The sequence below is a fragment of the Salegentibacter sp. T436 genome, assembly GCF_001932675.1.
Taxonomy (GTDB): Bacteria; Bacteroidota; Bacteroidia; order Flavobacteriales; family Flavobacteriaceae; genus Salegentibacter; species Salegentibacter agarivorans.
The window spans coordinates 1,228,604-1,252,143 of sequence record NZ_CP012872.1; the positions used below are offsets into that span (position 1 = coordinate 1,228,604).

A 23,540-nucleotide genomic window follows, 5' to 3' on the forward strand; every position below is an offset into this window, starting at 1 on the left:
GTCATTTGGATTCAGAACCTCCCAGTTTACTTTTGTTTTGGGCCACTTTTGATTTTACGCAGCTAATTAGCTATGTAGTTTTATTGCTGCTTTTACTTTGTTCTGCCTTAATTTCTGGTGCCGAAGTTGCTTTCTTTTCCTTAACACCCGCCGATGTAATTACCGAAGACGGGAAGCGCAGCAAATCTCAACAAATTGTGGTTAATCTTTTAGATAAACCCAAAAAGTTGCTGGCTACTATCCTGGTTGCCAATAATTTTATAAATATAGCCATTGTATTGTTGTTTGATAGTATTGCAGACAGGCTTTTTGGCGAGATGAATACAGTACTTTACGGCATTAATTTCAAGTTTCTAATTGAGGTTGGAGTAATAACTTTTATTATTCTCCTCTTTGGTGAAATTCTGCCTAAAGTTTATGCAAGTAGAAATAACGTGTTGTTTTCAAATTTTATGGCACGCCCCTTAAGTTTTCTTGATACTATTTTCACCCCTTTAAGCGGGCCAATGCGCGCGGTAACTATTTTTATGCATAGCCGTCTCGGCAAGCAACGATCTTTTATAAGTATAGATCAATTATCGCAGGCTCTGGAGCTTACCAGTGAAGAAGATACCACGCAGGAAGAACAAAAAATCCTGCAGGGAATTGTGTCTTTTGGAAATACCGATACCAAACAGGTGATGCGCCCCCGGATGGATATTTTTGCCTTAAATGAAAGCCAGACTTATAAAGAAATTATCCCCGAAATTATAGACAGGGGTTATTCCAGGATTCCGGTTTATCGCGAGAATATAGATAATGTAATAGGTATTTTATACGTAAAAGATTTATTGCCCTATATTGATAAAAATTCTTTTGAATGGACCAGTTTGTTGCGCGAGCCTTATTTTGTTCCCGAAAATAAAAAGCTGGACGATTTGCTGAACGATTTTAAAACCAAAAAGAATCATTTGGCGATTGTAGTAGACGAATATGGAGGTACCAGCGGACTTATCTCTTTGGAAGATATTATTGAAGAGATAGTTGGTGATATTAGCGATGAATTCGATGACGAAGATTTGGTCTATTCCAAACTTGATGAAAACACCTATGTTTTTGAAGGTAAAACGCCGCTGAAAGATTTCTATAGAATTATAAAAATTGAAGATCCTGTGGCTTTTGAAGAGCGGAAAGGCGAGGCAGATACCCTGGCGGGCTTTTTACTGGAAATTTCAGGTGGTTTTCCGAAGAAAAATGATGTAATTTATTTTCTTAATTATAGCTTTACGGTAGAAGTTTTAGACAATAAACGCCTTAAACAAATTAAAGTGAATATTTCTCCGGTTAGTTGAAGATAAAGTGTGGTATGAAGAGTTTTTTGATAATTGTTTTGGTTTTAACTTTTATTAGCTGCGGGGAAGAAGACACTACACCCAAGCCTCGTGCATTTCTTGCGCTTAATTATCCTGAAGCTAAATACGAAACCGCAAACCTTAATTGTCCCTATAATTTTGAAATTAATACCCTGGCAGAAATTAAGGCTTCCAGAAATAATATTCCGTGTTTGATAGATTTGGAATATAAAGATTTAAACGGAACCATTTTTATCACTTACCAGCAAATTAATAATAACCTGGATTCGCTGCTGGCAGATGCGCAAAAGTTACCGCTACAACATACTATAAAAGCTGATGCTATTGAAGGTGATGTATATACTAATGAGATTCAGGAGGTTTACGGGATGTTCTATGAAGTTTCAGGCGATGCGGCTTCCCAGGCACAATTTTACCTTACCGATAGTGTGAATCATTTTGTAACCGCTTCCGCTTACTTTAGAACAAGGCCAAATTACGACTCTATTATTCCCGCTGCAGATTATCTTAAAAAAGATATGAAGCATATGATTGAAACTTTTCGCTGGGAAGAGTAATCACTGCGCAACAGGCAGGTTAAAAAAATCTACGAAAATTAATCCCTTCTTTTCTTTTCAACTCTAAAGGAATAACGATTTTTGCAGCTTAAAATCGAGAATTTATGCCATTAGAGAAATTAAAATGGGTCTACCTCATTATGTTATCTATTGTTTGGGGAAGTTCCTTTATTCTTATAAAAAAAGGGCTGGTAGGATTATCGGCTATAGAAGTTGGATCCTTCCGAATAATATTTGCCGCTGTTTTTCTAATTCTTATTGGTTTTAAATCTATAATGAAGATTAAAAAAAGCCAGTGGAAATGGATACTACTGGTGGGGTTCCTGGGAAATTTCTTTCCGGTTTATCTCTTTTCTTTCGCTGAAACTGAAATTGACAGCGCAGTAGCTTCTATCCTGAATGCTACAACACCTTTAATGACGCTTATTTTTGGCGCAGTGTTTTTTAAAGCGGTATTTAATCAAAATAAAATAATTGGGGTGGCTATTGGTCTCCTGGGTACTGCCGGACTTATTTTAAGCGGTGCCAGTATTAACCCAGACCAGAATTACCTTTATTCGCTTTTAGTTATAATAGCGGCTTCCTGTTACGCAATGAATGTAAATATTCTTAAAACCCATATGAGCGGTATTAGTCCGGTGGGTATTGCGACGGGTAGTTTTACCGTCCTGCTAATTCCAACACTGATAATTTTATATTTCTCAGGATTTTTTGAAAAAGACCTTTCCAATATCGTGCTTCAGGAATCTATAGGGTATGTTGCTATTTTAGGAATAATTGGGACGGGTGTAGCCATGATAATTTTTAATAAGCTGGTACAGATCTCAGACCCGGTTTTTACTACTTCTGTAACCTATACTATTCCAGTAGTAGCCTTAGGTTGGGGAATTTTAGATGGTGAGGTTTTTAGTACCTGGCAGTTAATTTCAGCTTTTGTGATCTTAATAGGGGTATTTATTGTAAACCGATCTAAAAAAGTGTTTTCTAAGTATAGAAAACAGGCTACCTGATCTAAACCTGAACAGTTTTTTGTGCTTTCTTCTGCTTGTTTTTGTAATAGTAAAAGGAAACTAAATAATAGACATGGAAGATCAATAAAACCTCAAAGGCAGACATAAATTCACGATGCTCAACCGATTTAAATAACTCCATAAAAGTTTCGAAAAGAAAGAAGATGTTAGCGAAAATTATTGCCGGGATCAGACATTTTAACCTAAGTTGATTAAAAGATTTTTTCTCATTTTTTTCTTTTGAAAATGAGAAAAATGCCAGCGCTAACAGGAACAAGTATTTCCCAAGCGGTAACAATATGTTGGGGTCTAGGTTTTCATTAAAACTAATTATCGCAGAAATTAATGCTAAGCCGGCAATTACAAAAGAGATAATCTTAAAATAAGATGGTAAAAGATGTTTGTTGGTTTCAAATTCCATAAAATATAGATTTGGTTTTAAAATAAAAGAACCGACCATTGCTGGCCGGTTCTCTCTAACATTAATAAAAAATCACTATTCTTCAAAATCTTCAGCTGAAACACCTTCGTTAACAAGGATCTCAGTAACATCAAATTCAAATGTTTGTGGGCCTGCAGCCTGAGTCATTTTAAAAGGAAATTTTACTCCTTCAACTTCCTGATAATCGCTGTACCCTGTAGGGATAGACATTGTTTGCCCAGCCTGAGATACAGTTTGTACAGTTTGCATTTTTAAGCCACTATCTACGTTGTAGTAAGCTTTGTAATTGTCGCTAAGTGCAACAACATAAGCATCTACACCTTCAACAGTTTCAATTCCTTCTAAAGTTGCGTCACCCACCTTTAATTCCGGAAATGGATTAGCATCTATTTTAGCAGTTTTAATTTGGTCTTCGTTGTAAGGGATCTTTTGACCTTGCGCCATTACAAATCCAGCTTCACCATCAAAAATCTGTTTGCTCATAACGTTACCGCCAACAGAAACTTCCTGGTTTAGTTTACCATCCATAGTTCTTTTCATGGTTAGGTTTAGCGCCATTCCCTGTACGCTAGCTTCAGCTTTCATAACTACACTTTCTACTTCTTCAACAGCATCACGTCCGCCAACAGCTTCAATATAATTTTCGTAAACTTTTTCTACGGTTACTGAAGCGTCAACTTTTTTAGCTTGTGGTTTTTCAACTTCCTCACCAAGTTTGTTGTAATATTTAACCGGAATTGTTTTTCCGTTAAATTCAACTTTTTCAAGGTTTTCAGCAATTTCTGAAGCTTTACCTGCAACTACAATTCTCATATTATCGGTTTGATAATATTTGTTAGCTACACGTTGAATATCATCTGCAGTAACTGCATTTATTTTCTCAAGAAAAGTTTCATAAAAATCATCTGAAAGATCGTTTGTCTTGATGTTAAGCGCGTAATTAGCGATGGTAGACGGTTGTTCTAATCTTAATACGAAATCACCGGCGAATTTGCTTTTAGCGTTTTCCAACATTTCAGCATCTACAGGCTCGGTTCTAATTCTTTTAATCTCTTTTAAAGATTCTACAATTGCGCTATCGGTTACCGCGTTTCTAACGCTTGCCTGTGCAACAAATCTTGAAGCATACTTGTCTGCACCTGTGCTTGTTCTGGCTCCGTAAGTATAACCTTTGTCTTCACGAAGGTTCATATTTAAGTAACTTCCAAAACTACCACCAAGAATTTGGTTTGCTACCAATACAGGGAAGTAATCTTCATCTGCCATTTTTAAATCTATGGTATTTTGAAGTCTTAACTCACTCTGTACCGCGTTTGGCATATCAACCAAGTTGATTTGTGTTTCATTCACGTTAGCTACTTTAGGTAAGTCTTGCTCTTTTGGAGCACCGGCTTTCCAGTCTCCAAAATTTTTCTTGGCAAGTTTTTTTACTTCAGAAGTCTTTACATCACCAACTATAACAAGGTAAGCATTGGCAGGTTTGAAGTAATTATTGTAAAAACCTTTTACGTCTTCGAGAGAAACTTTTTCAGTGTTTTCTACCGTGGCAAACTCACCGTAAGGGTGGTTAGCTCCATAGGCTAAAGCAGCACTTACACGGCTGGCGATAGAACCTACATCTTTATTAATAGATTTTAAGCTTTCAATTTGTTTATTCTTTTCAGCTTCAAATTCTTCCGGGGTGAATTTTGGTTTTAAAGCTCCTTCAGCCATAAGTTCCATAACTCTTGGGAAAAACTTAGAAAGCGAACTAGCATAAACGCTTTCTGATCCAAAATTAACATTGGCTCCTAAAAAGTCTATTTCTTCGTTAAAATCGTCTTTAGACATATTCTCGGTTCCCGTACCCAGTAAAGAAGAAACCAAAGCAGCAGTAGCAGGTTTTTCTTCGGCGTGAGGTTTATTGTCTATAATTAAGGACGCAGAAACTCTTGGAAGTTTGTGGTTTTCTACTACCAAAACTTTTAATCCGTTATCTAATGTAAATTCATCTGGCTGCCCAAGGTTAATCTTTGGGGCCGGTCCCGGTTCCGGTTGTTTAGAACGGTCTACCTGCGCAATTGCCGCTGTGGTCAAAAAGCAAGCTATAAATAATGTGAGTATATTAAATTTCATTCTATATTTTTTTAATGTTATTCCTTTTCGCTTTCTGGAAGGTAATCTAACTCTAAACGTTGGTTTTCGTTAAGATATTCGTTAGCTACTCTTTTAATATCTTCTCTGGTGATGTCTCTGTAGATTTCAATCTCTTCGTTAATAAGATCTGTATCCCCATAAAGTACATTGTACGTTGCCAATGAAGAAGCGATTCCCTGGATGCTACTGTTAGAATTTACAAAACGGTTCTCAAATTTATTTTGAAGTTTTTGATATTCTTTTTCTGAAATCAATTCGTTTTGAAGTTTATCGATTTCTTCATCCATAGAAGCAGCTAAAGTATCTAGTGGAGTTTCTCCTAAAGCAAGAGCACCCATAACGTAAGTTCCGTAATCTTCCTGAGATCTTGGGAATGCTAATACCTGTAGCGCGGTTTTTTCTTCGTCTACCATTTTCTTGTACATTCTTGAGCTTCTCCCATCAGTAAGAATTGAAGAGATCATATCAAGTATATAAGCATCTTTTTCTTTCATAGAAGGCGTGCGGTAAACAAATAATTTGGCCGGAATTTGAATGTTACTATCGTATTCTGTTGCTGTAATAGTTTCAGTAATTGGTTCTTCTTTAACAGAAACTCTTTCTACTTCCTTTCCTTCAGGAATTTCAGCAAAATACTTCTCGATCATTTCTTTAGTTTCATCAATTTCTATATCACCGGCAACAACTAAAGTAGCGTTGTTTGGCCCATAATATTTATCGAAGAAAGCTTTAAATTCGTCTAGCTCGGCTGCGTCAAGATCTTCCATGGTGCCAATAACCGAGTTTTTGTAAGGGTGCTTATCAAAAACATATTTATTGATACCTGTGGAATAAATAATCTTTCCATAAGGAGCGTTATCAATACGAGAGCGCTTTTCTTCTTTTACAACCTCGTTTTGAGTTTCTACGCCTACCTCGTTAATAACCGGGTGAAACATTCTTTCAGACTCCATCCATAAACCTAATTCAAGGTTGTTAGAAGGGAACGTCTCGTAATAATAAGTACGATCTTGCGTGGTGTTGGCATTATTGCTACCGCCATTTGCAGCTACAATATCAAACCATTTTCCACGCTCAATATTCTCGGTACCTTCAAATAAAAGGTGTTCAAAAAAGTGAGCAAAGCCAGAACGGCCTTCTTCTTCGTCCTTAGCACCTACGTGGTACATTACTCCAACGGTCGCCACGGGAGCCGTGTTGTCCTGATGTAAAATTACGTGTAATCCGTTGTCCAGGTCGTACTCGGTAAATTCTACCTCCTGGGCAATTCCTGCTGCGCTACAAACTAATGCAAAGGCAGCCATCTTTAAGTTTTTAATCATTTTTTAATAGATTTTTCATTAATGCATTGTATTAGTGTTTGAATATCGTATTTTGTTACAGCATAATTTCAGAATAATGAAGAAATTAATGTATTTGTGCGAATAGTGTCAAAATTAACAAGCTATTAAGCTAAAAACCGGCACTTTTTTTAGAAATTTACTTTTAAAGTAAAGCGGTTTCAGGGCCCGGGACTAACATTTTTCAAACTTGTAATTAGTAAATGGGTTAAAAGTTCCCCGGTCTGCAATTCGTTTAATAAATAAAACACCAACCAAAAGCTATGAAGAATTTTAGTGTTCCAATTAAATACAGTCTCATAATTGCAGTAGGACTTATTGTCTATTTTTTAATCCTATCGCTCTTTAATTTACACATTTATCCTTTATTCAGTTTATTTAACGGGGTAATTATGGCTGGCGGAATGTGGCTGGCTTTAAAGGCATATAGAAGCTCCAAAGGTTCAAAATTTAAATATCAAAAAGGTTTTATGGCGAGCCTGCTTACCGGTTTTAATGCCACTATTTTATTTACTATCTTCTTTGCATTATATGCCACAGAGTTAAACCCAGATTTTTTAAATAACCTTATTAATATGTGGCGCACCGATTATGGAACCGATATTGGTATAGTGCTTTTTGTAGTGGCGGTTATGGGGTTTGCAACCAGCCTGGTGCTTACTTTAGCCTATATGCAGTTATTTAAAGATTCCTGGAATACTAAAGAAGGACAGGAACATACTTATTAAAGTTTTTTAGGCTTTGTGAATTAATTAATTAGAAGTATATTTGCACCCGCTTGCGAAAAAAGTAAGCGTAAATTTTTAGCATAAATTAATTAATCACAACACTATGTATGCAATTGTAGAGATAGCAGGGCAGCAATTTAAAGTTGCAAAAGACCAGAAGGTGTTTGTTAACCGTCTAAGCGGAGAAGAAGGAGACAGCGTTTCTTTTGACAAAGTTCTTCTTACCGGAGATGGTGACAGCATAAACCTTGGCGCCCCGGCTATAGATGGTGCTCTAGTAGGAGCAAAAATCACCCGTCACCTTAAAGGAGACAAAGTAATTGTTTTCAAAAAGAAAAGACGTAAAGGTTACAAAAAGAAAAACGGTCACCGTCAATCTTTAACCGAAATCGTAATTGAAAGCATCGATGTAAAAGGTGGAAGTAAAGCTGCTTCAACTAAAAAAGAAGAAGCACCTAAGAAAGAAGCCAAAACTGATAGTAAATCGGAAGATTTAAATCAATACACCGTAGCTGAATTGAAAGAGATGGCGAAGGAGAAAGGTCTTGAAGGCTACTCTTCTATGAAGAAAGCTGAATTAATTGAAGCTTTAAGTTAAATATTAATCTACTTAAAACTAAAGTAAAATGGCACACAAAAAAGGAGTCGGTAGTTCCAAGAACGGTAGAGAGTCAGAATCGAAACGTTTAGGCGTGAAAATTTTTGGCGGTCAGGCAGCCGTAGCCGGAAATATTATTGTTAGACAAAGAGGTACTGCACATAATCCAGGTGAGAATGTATATGCAGGAAAAGACCATACATTACACGCTAAAGTAGACGGCGTAGTAAAGTTTTCTAAAACAAAGAATAATAAATCTTACGTTTCTATAGAACCGTTTGAAGCATAAGTCTTACACTCTTATTGGAGATAAAGAATTTTATTCTTAGAATTATATCGAAACCCCTTCTGAAATTCAGAAGGGGTTTTTTTGTATCTTTAATTTAGACTTTAAGTTATATGTTATGAAATATATAGACGTTTTTCGCACCTCTGACCGAAATGAACATTCTATTATTAAAAATCTTTTTGATGATGAACAATTAGATTACCGGTCTTACGGAGAAGCTACCGATAATGCGACCAATATTGGTGCACTTGGCGACGACGGACTTAGAATTGAAGTGGCGGAAAGCGATAGAGAAAAAGCTACAGAAATCATTAAAAGAAGTGGTTTTTTGGGCCAGTCTCATAATATTTCAAAACCCAAAAGAACAAAACCTCAAGTAGGGAAATGGGTATTTGTCTTGCTAGCTGCACTTGTGGTGCTTATTGCTATTATTTTCTTTGTATGGTTTATGAGTGGTAATTAGAAATGATTTTTTAGATCCTGAAACATGTTCAGGATGACGTATAATAAATAAAAAGACCTCACAGATTTTGGAAATCTGTGAGGTCTAAAATTTTCAAATAAATTTAAATAGATTTCCGCCTTTGCGGAAATGACTAAATTAATATCTATAATACTCGGGCTTATATGGGCCTTGCACTTCCACGCCAATATATTTAGCCTGGTAATCTTTAAGTTCGGTTAATTCTACTCCAATTTTTTCAAGGTGAAGTTTGGCAACCTTTTCGTCTAAATGCTTAGGTAGCATATAAACTTCATTTTCGTATTTATCAGAATTTTTCCAAAGTTCAATTTGTGCCAAAGTTTGGTTGGTAAATGAGTTACTCATCACAAAGCTTGGGTGGCCTGTAGCACAACCAAGATTCACCAATCGCCCTTCCGCTAAAAGAATAATGTCTTTCCCGGCGATAGTATATTTATCTACCTGAGGCTTTATAGTGTCTTTTGAATCCCCGTGATTGTTATTCAACCAGGCAACATCGATTTCATTATCAAAATGCCCGATGTTACAAACGATGGTTTTGTCTTTCATCGCTTCAAAATGCTCTCCGCGAACTATATCTTTATTTCCTGTAGTTGTAATTACAATATCAGCCTTAGGAAGTACAGTTTCCAGTTTTTTCACTTCAAACCCGTCCATCGCAGCTTGTAGCGCACAAATTGGGTCAATTTCCGTAACGGTAACAATGGATCCCGCACCTTTAAACGAAGCGGCAGTACCTTTACCAACATCTCCATAACCACAAACTACAACGCGTTTTCCGGCAAGCATTACATCAGTAGCCCGGCGAATAGCATCAACAGCACTTTCGCGACATCCATATTTATTGTCAAACTTAGATTTGGTAACCGAATCGTTCACGTTAATAGCCGGCATTACCAAAGTTCCGTTTTTCATTCTTTCGTAAAGTCTGTGAACTCCTGTAGTGGTTTCTTCTGAAAGTCCGCGGATTCCCTCAGCAAGCTCCGGGTACTTATCAAAAACCATATTGGTAAGATCGCCACCATCATCAAGGATCATATTCAACGGCTCGCGCTCTTCACCAAAAAACAGGGTTTGTTCTATACACCAGTTAAATTCTTCCTCGGTCATTCCTTTCCAGGCGTAAACGGGAATTCCTGCGGCAGCAATTGCAGCTGCAGCGTGATCTTGTGTAGAAAAAATATTACAAGAGCTCCAGGTTACATCGGCCCCTAAAGAAATAAGTGTTTCAATAAGTACTGCAGTTTGCACGGTCATGTGAAGACATCCGGCAATTCTGGCTCCCTTTAATGGTTGTTCATTTTTATATTCTTCACGCAGGGACATTAATCCCGGCATTTCAGCTTCGGCGAGTTCTATCTCTTTTCTTCCCCAATCCGCCAGGGAAATATCCTTAACTTTATAAGCGGTATACGGCACTGTTTTAGTCGACATATTATTATATTTGAATATTAGCAATTTTTTGTCTCGCAAAAATAAGGAATCTATAACAAACCTACATGCCACTTTACAAAACAATAACAGTAAACCCGCATACTAAAGTCTTCATTTGGAAGGTAGAAGAACCTTTTGAAGAACTTAGCGAAGGGATAGAATTAACCGAACATTGCCAAAATCGCGTAAAGGGAATGAAATCTGAAATTCACCGTCGTGGTTTTATGAGTATTCGCCATTTAATGGCCGAAGCGGGCTATGTAGATCACGATTTATTTTATGACGATTTAGGGAAACCCCATTTAAAAAATGGTAAGAATATCTCCATTACCCATTCTTTTAATTTTACGGCTATTATTTTAAGTGATGAAAAGGTGGGAATAGATATTGAAAAACGCCGCGATAAAATTCTCAAAATTGCCAATAAATTCACCCCGCTTAGTGAATATCATACCGTTGCAAACGAAGAGGCTTTAATAAGAAAACTCACTATTGTTTGGGGTGCTAAAGAATCTATTTATAAAATGTATGCCGAACCGGGTCTAGGGTTTTTACAGCACATAAATGTGACCGATTTTGATTTTGATGACGCCGAAACAACCGCGAAAGTGAACTTTAAAGGAAAAGAGTCTTTTTACGAGATGAATTTTTTGGAATTTGAAGGTTTTACCTGTGTGTATGGTTGGGAAGGCTCGAAAAAAGTCCAAAGTTAATGCGGAATTTTTATGCTGAAATTTTCCAGGCTGCGACTAATGGAAAAAAACTACTCGCCATTTTAATAGATCCCGATAAATTTATAGAAGCGGAAACAAAATTATACCTGGAAAAATTACCAAAACAAACTACACATATTTTTGTAGGCGGTAGTACGGTGGAAAATTTTAAAACCGAAAAAACCGTAAAAGCGATTAAAGCTGAAACCGATTTTCCGGTTATTCTGTTTCCAGGAGATTATTCACAAATTACAGAAACAGCAGATGCATTGCTTTTTTTAAGCCTTCTTTCCGGAAGAAACCCTGAGTACTTAATAGAGCAACAGGTAAAATCTGTAGAAAAATTAAAGAATAGCAAACTGGAAATTATTCCGACGGCTTATATTCTAATTGAGGGTGGGAAAGAATGCGCTGTGCAGCGAGTAAGCTGTACAAAGCCTATTCCGCAATCTGAAGTTACTTCAGTTGTAAATACCGCACTTGCCGGTCAATTTCTAGGAAAAAATCTTATTTACCTGGAAGCAGGAAGTGGTGCCGATTTTCCGGTTTCCGAAGAAATTATTACTGAAGTAAATAAAGCAATAAATATTCCTTTGATAGTAGGTGGCGGAATTCGAAGTTTAGAACAACAGAAAAAGGCCTATAAAGCTGGAGCTGATATGATCGTTATGGGAACACAATTTGAAAATTAGTAGACGTCAGTCTGAATTTATTCAGAATCTAATTTGTGGTAGTCCAAAAAAATAAAGCTTCACAAATTGTTAGTTTAAGGCACAACAATACTAATTTCAAATCTTTAAATTTGGCTTCCACAGAAAGTCCAGTAAAATATTCGTGGGTAAAATTTCAATCATGAAAATTTCAGTAGAATTAACCTTAAGTCCGTTGCAGGACGATTTTGAACCAAAAATCATTGCTTTTATTAAAAAATTAAGGGCTTCAGGATTAGCAATAAAAGAAAACCCGTTAAGTACCCAGGTTTATGGAGAGTATGATGAGGTGATGAATTTATTGAATTCAGAAATCAAAAATGTTTTTGAAACCATTGATAACGGACTTATCTATATAAAAATTGTAAAATCTGATCTTAGCGACTATGCAGCCGATTTTTGATTTTTTCTTTGACCAGTATTACGGGTATTCTACTTTATTTATTATCCTGGAAGTAATTGCGGTAATTTTCGGCTTTCTTTCGGTCATTTATTCCAAGCAAAATAACATTCTGGTTTATCCCACTGGGATTATAAGTACCATGATATTTGTTTATTTGCTCTGGCAATGGGAATTGCTGGGAGATATGATGATTAACGCCTATTATTTTTCTATGAGCATTTATGGTTGGTATATTTGGACAAGAAAAGTAGATAAAGAACATTATACACCCATAACCAATACTACCAGAAAGGAGAATTGGCAAAGTCTGTTTATTTTTATTGCGACCTTGCTTTTTGTATTCGCTGTTTACGAGTATTTTGATAAATGGAACAACTGGACGGCCTATGTAGACACGTTTACAACCGCTATTTTTTTCGTGGGAATGTGGCAAATGGCCAATAGAAAGATTGAAAACTGGATTTTCTGGATTATTGGTGATGTTATTTCTGTACCACTCTATTTTTATAAAGGTTTTACTTTAACGGCACTTCAATATTTTGTTTTTACTATAATCGCTATATACGGCTATAAAGCATGGCAGAAAAACTTGCGCAACGACCTTCGTCCGTCTTAAAAGTGGTTCTTTTTGGACCAGAATCTACGGGAAAAACCACCCTGGCAGAGATGCTGGCAAAACATTATAACACGCTTTGGGTAGAAGAATTTATGCGGGATTATCTTCAGGAAAAATGGGATAATGAGCAAAGAGTTTGCGAACCAAAAGATATGATTCCCATTGCTGAAGGCCAAATGAATCGTGAAAATACACTCACTAAAAAGGCTAATAAACTCCTAATTAGCGATACCGATCTTTTAGAGCTAAAGGTTTATTCTGAAGCCTATTACGAAGGGTTTTGCGATCCTCAACTTCTTAAACATGCGTTAAACAACATTTACGATCTCTACTTTTTAACGTATATTGACGTACCGTGGACGCCCGATGACCTTCGGGATAAACCAGAAGACCGTATTGGGATGTTTAAAAGGTTTGAAGCTGCTCTTAAAAACAGTAAAAAACCTTACGTGATTCTAAAAGGAGATTTAGAGGAACGTTTTAAAACTGCGGTAAAGAAAATAGACGAACTTTTAAAAAATAAATAGACGTGGAGTTTAGCGAAATAGACATTTTGCAAATTGAGGAAAAAGGATTATCAACCCAGGAGGTTGAAAGACAAATCCAGATATTTGAAAGAGGAAATATAAAAGTAGATATTCAACAGGCGGCGACCGTAGGAAATGGCATTTTTGTCTATTCAGTAGAAGATCAAAAAAAATATATTCAAACATTTGAAGATAAAAAGGAGCATTTAGACCTTTTAAAATTTGTACCCGCTTCTGGCGCGGCAACACGAATGTTTAAGGCATTTCACAATTTTGCAGATGAATTTGATCCTGAAAAAACAAGCTTACGAGATTATTTAGACAGTAAAGATGATAAAAACCTTCAGTTGTTTTTTGAGAAAATGGATAAACTTCCATTTTATAAAGTCGCTTCCAAAAAAGCCAAAGAAAATCACCCAGATTTTTCAGAAAAATCTAATGACAAACGACATCTGATTTTGGTGAAAACCATGTTGTATGAAAATGGACTTGGGTTAAGCGACTTGCCAAAAGGTTTGGTTCCTTTCCACCAATATAACGATTATACCGCTACGGCTTTTGAAGAGCATTTGCATAGTGCAGCGAAATATCTTTCAGTAAACGGCGTGACAAAACTACATTTTACTGTAGCTGAAGGTGATAAAGAGAAGTTTGAAGAAGAATTTGAAAACATTAAAGAAAGAGTAGAAGAGGCTAATCACACTAAATTTGAAATTTCTTATTCTAACCAGGATCCAAAAACGGATACGATTGCGGTGGATAAAGAAAATAATCCCTTTAGAGATGAAGATAACAGGATTTTCTTTAGACCCGGCGGGCATGGTGCATTAATAGAAAATCTGAATAAACAAGAAGCCGATCTTATTTTTGTTAAAAATATAGATAACGTGGTCGTTAATACCAATTTGCCAAAAGTGGTAGAAATGAAAAAAATGCTGGGTGGTAAATTAATAGCGCTGCAAAACCAGGTTTTTGAATATATGCAAAACCTTGACGGTGGGAATAATTCTGAAGCTAAATTAGACGAGATTGCTGAATTTTTGGAGAATGAACTGTTTGTAAAGGTAACTTCATCTTTTAACAAATTTACGGGGGAAGAAAAAACGCAATATTTGTGTAAAAAATTAGACCGTCCATTAAGAGTTTGCGGAATGGTGAAAAACGAAGGTGAACCCGGCGGCGGACCTTTCTTAGTTAAAAATGAAGATGGAGAGATCTCGCTTCAAATTATTGAAGGTGCGCAAATAGATAAAAATAATTCAGAGCAATTAGAGATTCTAAATAATTCTACACATTTTAATCCGGTAGATATAGCGTGTAGCCTTAAAAACCATAAAGGAGAAAGTTTTGATCTTAATAATTATGTAGATGAAAATATGAGTTTTATTGCAGATAAAACCAAAGATGGCAAACCTCTAAAAGCCCTGGAGCGCCCTGGCTTATGGAATGGCGGTATGGCTTACTGGAATACGGTTTTTGTAGAAGTTCCGGTAGAGACCTTTAACCCGGTAAAAACAGTAGCCGATCTTTTAAAACCCTCTCATCAGGCCAAATAATTTGTTTTGGACGAGCAACAAATAATACGGGAACTTAGTTTTAAAGCCGTGCGCAGTTCTGGTGCCGGCGGGCAGCACGTTAATAAAACTTCTTCTAAAGTTGAACTTTATTTTGATTTAGAAGCTTCAGAAGGACTTTTAGAAGAAGAGAAAGCGCGATTAATTAAAAAACTGGCTACTCGATTAACCAAAGAGAACCTTTTAATTCTCAATAGTGAAGAAAGTAGAAGTCAGCATAAAAACAAAGAGCTGGTAATTGCAAAATTCTTTGAATTACTTCGGGAGAATATTAAAAAACCAAAACCAAGAAAGAAAACTAAACCCAGCAAAGCTGCAAAGTTAAAACGCCTAAAAGCGAAAAAGATTAATGCTGAAAAGAAAGCTAGAAGAAACGATCCTTTAAAATAAGTGAGGCCTTTTTCTACATAAGTGTAGAAAAAATCTACAAGAATATCCCTGGTTTTGTGAAAACCTAAAAACAATAAAATTTTAAAATGTTAATTTTCAATAGATTAAAATTGTAGGATTTTACTGGTACAATTTTTTATATGTAATTATTGCTAAATTAATATTAAATATAGCAGCTTAAGATACTGTTGTATAATTTAGATTTTCGGAGAAAAAGAGGCCTTAGGGTCTCTTTTTTTGTTTCATAAAATTAGTAATTCTACATTTCTACATAATGTTCTCTTAAAAACCCCAGCTTTCTACATAACAAATTCCCAATTAATTTATTGCGTATTTTGTAAAAAGCTTATTGTTAGATAGTTAGTTAATATTATAAGACTTTGGTATAATTCTTCCTTTATACCTATCATATTTAAACCACAAACTTAAAACCTTATTATTATGAAAAAGCTAGTATTAACTTTAATGGCTGCAGCCGGAATGTTCTTATTCAGTCAAAATGCACAAGCGCAGGTAGAAGAGCCAGAAGAAATGGAACAAATTGAGAGCGTAGAAGAAGCTCAGGAAACAAAAGACGATTATAAAGAAGTTGATGTATTGGCTCTTCCGCAAGCAATTAAAGATGCGGTAATGACCGATATGAATGGAGCCGTAGCTGAAGAAGCCTGGGTAAAAGAAAAAGAGGGTAAGAAAGTATATAAACTATCACTTAATGTAGATGGTGAAAAGAAAAAAGCTTACATCGATGCTGAGGGAAATTGGATCAAAAAAGAAGAGAAATAGATTAACTACTTGCTAACTAACCTTAAATTTCCGTTGGATATATTTACCCTACAAACTTCCAACGGAAATTTTTTTAAGAAATTTTAGCTGGAATTTAAGAGAAACCAACTCCTTCGGCACCAGAAAATAACATAAAGTAAGTAGAAAATTCTGTATATTTAGGGTAGAATGTAAACTTGAACGGTTTTAGGACCATTGGGACCTGCTAACTAACACTTTTAGCCGTTTAAGTTAAGCTGAAAGATTTATGACGATTTACTTAATGTAGTCTGGAAAATGGATACCACCCAATGACACTTTTTAATAAAAATTTAGATTGTCATTGATAGAGACCTTTAACGAGGTCTCTTTTTTTATGCTTATTTTAAACCCAATGAATTTTAGATTGTTAAATTTGCAAGACGATTTAAATTGAGATCAATGACAAAAATCCTTATAGTTGAAGATGATGTTCCTTTTGGGACTATGTTGAAAACATTTTTAATCAAGCGCGACTATGAGGTTGAATTGGTTTTTTCTGGCTTAGAAGCTTTTAAGAAACTTAAAGCTAATTTTTTTAACCTTATCCTTTCAGATGTAAGATTGCCAGACACTAGTGGTCTTGATATCTTAAAACAGGTAAAGTTAGAAAATGCCGGTACGCAGGTTATTATTATGACCAGTTATGCTGAAATTAGCATGGCTGTAGAAGCTATGAAAAATGGTGCTTTCGATTATGTTTCCAAACCATTTAGACCAGAATCTATTTTACAAACAATTAAAAATGCTTTAACCCATACAGAAGTACAACCCACTGTTGAAAAAAGACCTGAGAAAACACAAAGAACAGATTCTTTGCAAGGGACGAGTTTTGTGAAAGGTGTTAGTGAAGCTGCTTTAAAACTAAGTGATTATATAGAATTAGTTGCTCCAACCAATATGTCGGTTTTAATTATGGGAGAAAGTGGAACCGGAAAAGAACAGGTTGCAAAAAGTATCCATAAACAAAGTAAACGTGCTGATGCTCCTTTTATCGCTGTAGATTGTGGTGCTATTCCTAGAGAACTGGCGTCCAGTGAATTTTTTGGTCATTTAAAAGGATCTTTTACCGGTGCTATAAACGATAAAACCGGGCATTTTGAAGCGGCAAACGGTGGTACTCTTTTTCTTGATGAAATTGGAAACCTAAGTTATGAACTCCAGGTGCAATTACTACGAGCTTTACAGGAAAGAAAAATAAAACCGGTAGGAAGTAATAATGAAATTCAGGTAGATATAAGGGTAATCACGGCCACTAACGAAGATCTTGCGCAAGCGGTGAAAGAAGGGGAGTTTAGGGAAGATCTTTATCACCGTCTTAATGAATTCTCTATTAAAGTTCCTGCTTTAAAAGAGCGCAAAGAAGATTTAATGCTTTTTGCTGAATATTTTTTGGAAGAAGCAAATGCTGAATTGGAAAAAAATGTGATTGGTTTTACCGAAAGTGCTATTGAAGCTTTTAAAAACTATAACTGGCCGGGAAACCTAAGGGAGTTAAAGAATATGGTAAAACGTGCGGTACTGCTAACGCAAGATGATATGATTCCTCTTAAAGTATTGCCTCATGAAATAGCCACTGCTTCCCAATCTAATACAGAAACTGAATACGGTTTATTTAAAAATAAGAACGAAGAACAGCTTATTTTAGACGCTTTGGAGAAAGCTGGTGGTAATAAAAGTAAGGCGGCAAGATTGCTTTCTATAGATCGTAAAACCCTTTATAATAAGCTAAAGCAATACGATATTAAACTTTAATCTCCTGCTCCAGTTCTTCCATTAAATTTAAAATGTTAGCTTTTAGCTGTAGAAATTCTTCATCAGAAAAAACTTCTTGTTGTTCCAGTCTTTCAAATTGCCCTGCCTGCTGCCTGGCATTTATTTGTTTTAACATAGGCACCATTTTATGCGCCAGGCGCGCTACCTCTTTAGCATCATTTTTCTTCCTGGCAATGGCAATAAGTTCAATTTGCGATCTGGAACTTTCTATGAAAGCTTCTAAAATGGTTTGTACTGCTTTTTGATCTCCAGCCGAAAAATCATAAATATCCTGCAAATCATAAGTATTTTTCGTAGAATTCTGGAGGTTATTATTTACTTTTTGCTTCAGGTTAAGTTTAAAAATTTCGGCAATACTTTGTTGTAATTTTCCGGGTTTATAAGGTTTTAAAAGGCTTTTATTAAATCCGGCAAGTTTATAAGTTTCAGCATCAATATCGGTCCTGCCAGATAAAGCTATCACCGGTAATTCACTTACTTTATATTTTTTCCTGATATTTTTAATAAGATCAAAACCATCCATTTCTGGCATTTGAATATCGGTTAAAACCAAAGAATAGTTTTTATTTTCCAGTTTTTTCAGTGCGTCATTTCCGTTTAGGGCACTGTCGCATTGCATTCCCATAGATTTTAGCAATTCCCGCGTTAAAGAAAGCTGCGATGGTTCATCATCAACAATAAGGGCAGTTTTACCGCTCAGGTCTGGCATTTCTACAATTGTTGATACTTCTGCGGTTGTTGTTGCCTCGCCAGGAAGTTTTCTAACCGGAATAAAAACTGTAAATTCACTACCTTGTCCCTGCTCACTTTCAAGCTTTAGATCGCCTTTTAGTAATTCGGTAAGACTTTTTGTGATAGTAAGTCCCAGGCCGGTACCGCCATATGCTTTTTCAATTTTCGTATTTTCCTGTGAAAATTCTTCAAAAATCTCATCCTGTTTTTCTTTGGAAATTCCTATCCCGGTGTCTTTTACCGAAATAATCAGACAATAGCTATCTTCAATTTCTTTTTTAAGATGAATACCTACTCTTATTTCTCCTTCGTGGGTAAATTTACAGGCATTAGTGATGAGGTTGGCGATAATTTGTTTTATTCTAAAGGGATCACTAAGCACCTGTGTATCGGTTTCTTCTGAAGCTTCAAAAATCACCTCCACCTTTTCATTCTTTGTGGCCGGTAAAGAGTTATAAACGGTGTCTCTTATAAGTTTTGCGGGGTTAAAAGGAAGTTTTTCCACAGTCATTTTACCTGCTTCCAGCTTAGAAAGATCCAATAAATCGTTTACTAAATGCAGAATAAAATTAGAGGATTTCTTCACCTGATCCATATAATGCGACTGCTTGCTATTTAGCGAAGATTTTTCAATTAGATCTGTGTAGCCAATAAGTGTGTTTAGTGGAGAGCGTAAATCGTGGGTAATTGCAGCCATAAATTGCTCACGTTTCTTTAGCAAACTTTCAGCAAAATCTTTGGCTTCTTCTAATTCTCTTCGGTATTGCTGACTTTTAGTAATATCCTGAATTATAAAAATAAGTGACAGTAAAATAATTAAGAAACTCACAATTCCTGCTATAAGGAAGATTTGCGAACTTTCTTCAATCATATTTTGAGAGATTTTGGCGCGTTGTATAGATGCTTCCCGTTCTTCCTGCTCAATTTTTCCCAGCAAACGTCTTAGCTGCTGGTTAATAATCATATCGTTTTCAAGGAATTGCTGTTCCTTTTCGTCTACCGTGTTTTGAAACCTCCTATTGGCAATCTCCAGTTGGCTTAGTACATTTCTAACCGAACCAATAATAGAATCGGCGGTGCGGTTGGTGAGTTGTTCAGCGTTATCTTCTCGGGAATATTCCAGCAACCTAATTAATAACCTGCGTTGGTGCGGTTCCAGGTTGGAGAAACGTTGCCTGTAATTGTAATCGTTAAAAGAAGGGTCTACTTTTCTAAGTTCATTTAAAACCTGCGAATAATAATTTTGGTTACGTTGCTGCTCCCTTAATTTGTAAAGTTCCTGGAGGTTGGAGGTTTTGTCTGAAAGCAATTCAGCAATACTGTCTAATTCATTTTTCATAGAATTATCAGCATAGCTGTTTTTTAAATTTTGGATATCAAGTTGAATACTGTCTATTTGAAGTTGATACTTTTCCAAATCGGCTTCATTTCCGGTTTGAATAAGCTGCCTGCTTAAATTTTCGGTTTCAAAAAGACTGGTAGTAATATCACTTAGCAGAAATAATTGCTCATTATTGTTGCTGTTATTTTCTGAAACTTCACTAAAAGCAACCACCTGTTTCCATACAAACCATACGGCAAGGGCTGCCAGTGCGGCTATCAAAAGATATCCGCCAATCACTTTATAAGTTATTGACTGCTTTGTGTTTCGCATAGAACTGTTACAACCAAAATTACACCATTTAAACGAAATGAAAATAGCATAATCCTGGATCTTATAATTTTCGTACCTGTTTAAATTTGAAGTCCTTTGCTAAGCTAATGGTTTATAGGGCTGAATTATTGGCTCCAAAATTATGGGAATTCCATAAAAGCTTTATACATTTGCCGCAAATCTCAAAGGGGTGCCACTTAAGTGTGGCTGAGATCATACCCAAAGAACCTGGGCAGGTAATGCTGCCAAGGGATACGCGCAAGTAGCGCAAACGTATGTTACTCCTGAAAATGCCATAACACCGGTGGGCAATTTCAGGATTTTTTTTTATCTAATTTTAACCAAAGAATAATAGCCCCTTTTATTCGTAAATAATTTATTACGAATGAAATCTTTATTATTTTTTACCGGCCTCTGCTTAATTTCATTGCAAGCCGTTGCTCAAACTCACACTTTACAGGGAACAGTTACCCGTGGCGAAACTCCGGTTGAAGGAGTCGCAGTTTATGCCGTAGAACCAGGCGATGGCACCACTACCGATGAGAATGGCAGGTACAGCCTTGAGCTTGAAGAAGGTGAGTATAACCTGGTATTTTCCTATGGAAACCAAAAAACCTTAAAAGTAAAACTGGATCAGGATAAAACCCTGGATGTAGATCTTAGCGATGTACAGGAAGTTTTGGACGAAGTTTTTCTTTCTTCGGTGCGGGTAAGTGCGAAATCGCCAATTACCTACAGTAATCTTACTAACGAAGAAATTGAAGATAGAAACCTGGGTCAGGATATTCCGGTGTTAATGAATTATATGCCAAACGTGGTTACTACTAGTGATGCGGGAGCAGGCGTTGGTTATACCGGGATTAGGGTTAGAGGTAGCGGCCCCACCAGTACAAATGTTACTATAAATGGAATTCCCTATAATGATGCCGAAAGTCTTGGAACTTTTTGGGTAAACCTTGGAGACTTTGCCTCTTCTGTAGAAAATCTGCAACTGCAACGTGGTGTAGGTACTTCTACAAATGGCGCAGGAGCTTTTGGTGCCAGCCTTAATATTTTAACCGATGGTTATAGCGAAGAAGCAAATGCAGAAATTGCCAATAGTTACGGTTCTTTTAATACGCACAAGCACACCGTGAAATTCAGTACAGGGCTTATAGACGATCATTGGGAATTTGCAGGTCGAGCTTCTCAAATAAAAAGTGACGGCTATATAGATCGCGCCAGTAGTGATTTAAAGTCTTATTTTCTGCAAGGAACTTATGTAGACGAAAACACCTTAGTAAAAGCCATTACTTTTGGCGGAAGTGAAAGAACTTACCAGGCCTGGTACGGAATTGATGCTGAAACTCTCGAAAATGATAGAACATACAATCCCGCCGGGGTTTATACCGATGATGAAGGAAATACTAAATTTTACGATAATCAAACCGATAATTACAAGCAGGATCATTATCAGTTATTGTGGAATCAGGAGTATAACAAGAACTGGTCTTCTAACCTTGCTTTTCATTATACTTACGGGCGCGGTTATTATGAAGAATATAAAGAAGACGCTACTTTAAATGAATTTGGGCTGGAGAATTTCCAGGCTGATGGTGAAGAAGTAACCACCTCAGATCTTGTTGGAACCAAATGGCTGGATAATCATTTCTACGGAAGCGTTTTCAGCTTGAATTATCAGGATCAGGATTGGGATGTGATTGTTGGAGGTGGCTGGAACCGATATATTGGAGATCATTTTGGAGATGTGATTTACACGCGATTTGCCAGGAATAACGATCCCTATGAGCCTTATTACGAAAATACAGGAACTAAAACCGATTTTAATCTCTACGGAAAAGCAACTTATGCAGTTTCAGAAAAACTGGCGGCTTATTTAGACCTTCAGGTAAGAACGATAGATTATGAAACCGTAGGAATGTTATCTGAAGGAACTGAATTTCTGGTAGATGATTCATTTAACTTCTTTAATCCTAAAGCCGGATTAACCTATGCTTTAAATGATCAAAATCAGTTCTATTTTTCTTATGCCCGTGCTAATAGGGAACCACGCCGCAGCGACTACGAAAACGGCGAACCTGAACACGAAGAATTAAACGATTTTGAATTAGGGTGGCGCCATAATACACCATCGGTTCAACTAAACACCAACCTTTATTATATGGATTATCAAAACCAATTAGTACTTACTGGTGGTATTGATGATGTTGGCGCTTTTATTCGTGAAAATAGCGGAAATAGTTATCGTTTAGGTTTGGAAATAGATGCCGTTATTAGGCTTTCAGATAAAATATTTATTAGACCCAACCTGGCTTTAAGCCGAAATAAAAATATAGATTTTGTTTCTACCTGGAATGGAGAATTAGTTGATTTTGGAAATACAGAAATTTCCTTCTCTCCTTCTATAGTAGGAGGAAACCGAATTACTTACTTACCCGCAGAAGGATTAGAATTGAGCATGCTTTCAAAATATGTAGGAGAGCAATATATGAGTAATATTGAAGCCGAAAACTCTAAGCTGGACGCTTATTTTGTGAACGATTTTAATATTCAGTATACCTGGCGAAATGCACCTTTCTTTAAAGAAGTTGTTTTTACAGGTTTGGTAAATAATATCTTGGGAGAAGAATATGTATCCAACGGTTACTATTACACTTTTAATGTAGAAAATCCAGATACTACTACAGGTTTACAAACCTTAGATGGTGCGGGCTATTATCCGCAGGCCACCACAAACTTTTTAGCCGGAATTACTTTGAAATTTTAATTTGTTTGTCGCCTCTCTCGTCCTATTCCCAGGAGGGGGGAGGTTTTTAATTATAAACCTCAATAGTATTACTACGGCGCTCAATTCGGTAAGGTTTCATAGAGTATTCTCCTTCGCCTTCCATTAATTCACCAGTAATTATATTATAAGAATTTGCATCTTCACAGTTACAGGTAGCAATAATCCCTTCAACCGTCATTGCAGAACAATTATTCGGCGGATGATTGGGGTCGCTTAATTCAAAAGCAGTGTATTGTGAATTATTTATATTATAAACCACCACACCCTTTATGCCTTCGTTGTAGGTAGTAAAGCTATTCCCAGGAAATTGAAGATCATTATATTCAGGAAAATCCAGGTTTAGTTGAAGTCTAAAATTCAAATCTATTAGGTTCGGGTTATTAAAGTCATTGTCATCATTGGTGGAGCAAGCGCTAAAAATTACTGAAAATAGAAGGAAAAAAAGAGGTTTTTTCATGATATCGGCAATTTTTTCGCTAAATATTA

23 protein-coding genes are annotated in these 23,540 nt (G+C 36.2%); 17 read left to right on the plus strand and 6 right to left on the minus strand.

Features of this window, described 5'->3' with window-relative positions:
- Positions 1-5 precede the first annotated feature (5 nt).
- From AO058_RS05430 to AO058_RS05440, 3 genes are all read left to right on the plus strand, one after another.
- Complete coding sequence (locus tag AO058_RS05430) at positions 6-1,331, plus strand: gliding motility-associated protein GldE (protein ID WP_075325600.1); 1,326 nt, start codon at positions 6-8, stop codon at positions 1,329-1,331.
- A 14-nt stretch (positions 1,332-1,345) separates the two neighbouring features.
- On the plus strand, positions 1,346-1,909 hold the full coding sequence (gene gldD, locus AO058_RS05435; RefSeq protein ID WP_075325601.1) for a gliding motility lipoprotein GldD: 564 nt from the start codon (positions 1,346-1,348) through the stop codon (positions 1,907-1,909).
- Between the two features lie 104 nt (positions 1,910-2,013).
- Positions 2,014-2,919, plus strand: a complete 906-nt coding sequence (locus tag AO058_RS05440; protein WP_075325602.1) for a DMT family transporter — start codon at positions 2,014-2,016, stop codon at positions 2,917-2,919.
- Between the two features lies 1 nt (position 2,920).
- Here the strand turns inward: AO058_RS05440 and AO058_RS05445 are convergent, their stop codons facing one another.
- From AO058_RS05445 to AO058_RS05455, 3 genes are all read right to left on the minus strand, one after another.
- Positions 2,921-3,340, minus strand: a complete 420-nt coding sequence (locus AO058_RS05445; protein ID WP_143083672.1) for a hypothetical protein — start codon at positions 3,338-3,340, stop codon at positions 2,921-2,923.
- 75 nt (positions 3,341-3,415) lie between these two features.
- Positions 3,416-5,476 carry a M16 family metallopeptidase gene (locus AO058_RS05450; RefSeq protein ID WP_075325604.1) on the minus strand — a complete coding sequence of 687 codons (2,061 nt, stop codon included), beginning with the start codon at positions 5,474-5,476 and terminating at the stop codon, positions 3,416-3,418.
- A 17-nt stretch (positions 5,477-5,493) separates the two neighbouring features.
- Positions 5,494-6,819 (minus strand): M16 family metallopeptidase, encoded by a 1,326-nt coding sequence (locus tag AO058_RS05455; protein ID WP_177195721.1) that lies wholly within the window; start codon positions 6,817-6,819, stop codon positions 5,494-5,496.
- A 281-nt stretch (positions 6,820-7,100) separates the two neighbouring features.
- Between AO058_RS05455 and AO058_RS05460 the strand changes: the two genes are divergently transcribed.
- From AO058_RS05460 to AO058_RS05475, 4 genes are all read left to right on the plus strand, one after another.
- Positions 7,101-7,565: a DUF4199 domain-containing protein gene (locus AO058_RS05460; protein WP_075325605.1), complete on the plus strand. Its 465-nt coding sequence runs from the start codon at positions 7,101-7,103 to the stop codon at positions 7,563-7,565.
- A 103-nt stretch (positions 7,566-7,668) separates the two neighbouring features.
- Entirely contained in the window at positions 7,669-8,163 is a 495-nt protein-coding gene (gene rplU, locus AO058_RS05465; RefSeq protein ID WP_075325606.1) for a 50S ribosomal protein L21, read from the plus strand.
- A gap of 28 nt (positions 8,164-8,191) precedes the next feature.
- Positions 8,192-8,452, plus strand: a complete 261-nt coding sequence (rpmA, locus tag AO058_RS05470; RefSeq protein WP_075325607.1) for a 50S ribosomal protein L27 — start codon at positions 8,192-8,194, stop codon at positions 8,450-8,452.
- A gap of 115 nt (positions 8,453-8,567) precedes the next feature.
- Positions 8,568-8,915, plus strand: coding sequence for a putative signal transducing protein (locus tag AO058_RS05475; protein ID WP_075325608.1), 348 nt, complete (start codon positions 8,568-8,570; stop codon positions 8,913-8,915).
- Positions 8,916-9,053: 138 nt separating this feature from the next.
- On the opposite strand, the gene ahcY is transcribed toward AO058_RS05475, so the two are convergent.
- Positions 9,054-10,370: an adenosylhomocysteinase gene (ahcY, locus tag AO058_RS05480; RefSeq protein WP_075325609.1), complete on the minus strand. Its 1,317-nt coding sequence runs from the start codon at positions 10,368-10,370 to the stop codon at positions 9,054-9,056.
- 65 nt (positions 10,371-10,435) lie between these two features.
- On the opposite strand from ahcY, the gene AO058_RS05485 reads away from it, so the two are divergent.
- The 9 genes from AO058_RS05485 (at position 10,436) to AO058_RS05525 (ending at position 17,859) form a co-directional block, all read left to right on the plus strand.
- Complete coding sequence (locus AO058_RS05485) at positions 10,436-11,083, plus strand: 4'-phosphopantetheinyl transferase family protein (RefSeq protein WP_075325610.1); 648 nt, start codon at positions 10,436-10,438, stop codon at positions 11,081-11,083.
- Entirely contained in the window at positions 11,083-11,775 is a 693-nt protein-coding gene (locus tag AO058_RS05490; RefSeq protein ID WP_075327890.1) for a geranylgeranylglyceryl/heptaprenylglyceryl phosphate synthase, read from the plus strand. Before AO058_RS05485 ends, AO058_RS05490 begins: the two co-directional genes overlap by 1 nt.
- Before the next feature lie 160 nt (positions 11,776-11,935).
- Positions 11,936-12,196 (plus strand): thiamine-binding protein, encoded by a 261-nt coding sequence (locus AO058_RS05495; protein ID WP_075325611.1) that lies wholly within the window; start codon positions 11,936-11,938, stop codon positions 12,194-12,196.
- Positions 12,180-12,812 (plus strand): nicotinamide riboside transporter PnuC, encoded by a 633-nt coding sequence (gene pnuC, locus AO058_RS05500; RefSeq protein ID WP_075325612.1) that lies wholly within the window; start codon positions 12,180-12,182, stop codon positions 12,810-12,812. The genes AO058_RS05495 and pnuC overlap by 17 nt, the downstream gene beginning before the upstream one ends.
- Positions 12,773-13,339, plus strand: coding sequence for an AAA family ATPase (locus AO058_RS05505; RefSeq protein ID WP_075325613.1), 567 nt, complete (start codon positions 12,773-12,775; stop codon positions 13,337-13,339). Before pnuC ends, AO058_RS05505 begins: the two co-directional genes overlap by 40 nt.
- A 2-nt stretch (positions 13,340-13,341) precedes the next feature.
- Positions 13,342-14,895, plus strand: coding sequence for a DUF4301 family protein (locus AO058_RS05510; RefSeq protein ID WP_075325614.1), 1,554 nt, complete (start codon positions 13,342-13,344; stop codon positions 14,893-14,895).
- 6 nt (positions 14,896-14,901) lie between these two features.
- Positions 14,902-15,303, plus strand: a complete 402-nt coding sequence (gene arfB, locus AO058_RS05515; RefSeq protein WP_075325615.1) for an alternative ribosome rescue aminoacyl-tRNA hydrolase ArfB — start codon at positions 14,902-14,904, stop codon at positions 15,301-15,303.
- A gap of 441 nt (positions 15,304-15,744) precedes the next feature.
- Positions 15,745-16,086 carry a hypothetical protein gene (locus AO058_RS05520; protein WP_075325616.1) on the plus strand — a complete coding sequence of 114 codons (342 nt, stop codon included), beginning with the start codon at positions 15,745-15,747 and terminating at the stop codon, positions 16,084-16,086.
- A gap of 420 nt (positions 16,087-16,506) precedes the next feature.
- Positions 16,507-17,859 carry a sigma-54-dependent transcriptional regulator gene (locus AO058_RS05525; protein ID WP_075325617.1) on the plus strand — a complete coding sequence of 451 codons (1,353 nt, stop codon included), beginning with the start codon at positions 16,507-16,509 and terminating at the stop codon, positions 17,857-17,859.
- Here the strand turns inward: AO058_RS05525 and AO058_RS05530 are convergent.
- The gene (locus AO058_RS05530; protein WP_075325618.1) at positions 17,849-20,266 is read right to left on the minus strand and encodes a hybrid sensor histidine kinase/response regulator; all 2,418 of its coding nucleotides are present in this window, start codon (positions 20,264-20,266) and stop codon (positions 17,849-17,851) included. The two genes, AO058_RS05525 and AO058_RS05530, sit on opposite strands and share 11 nt — an antisense overlap.
- A 385-nt stretch (positions 20,267-20,651) precedes the next feature.
- On the opposite strand from AO058_RS05530, the gene AO058_RS05535 reads away from it, so the two are divergent.
- Positions 20,652-23,033 carry a TonB-dependent receptor gene (locus AO058_RS05535; protein ID WP_075325619.1) on the plus strand — a complete coding sequence of 794 codons (2,382 nt, stop codon included), beginning with the start codon at positions 20,652-20,654 and terminating at the stop codon, positions 23,031-23,033.
- A 46-nt stretch (positions 23,034-23,079) separates the two neighbouring features.
- Here the strand turns inward: AO058_RS05535 and AO058_RS05540 are convergent, their stop codons facing one another.
- Positions 23,080-23,511 (minus strand): hypothetical protein, encoded by a 432-nt coding sequence (locus AO058_RS05540; protein WP_075327891.1) that lies wholly within the window; start codon positions 23,509-23,511, stop codon positions 23,080-23,082.
- Between the last annotated feature and the right edge of the window lie 29 nt (positions 23,512-23,540).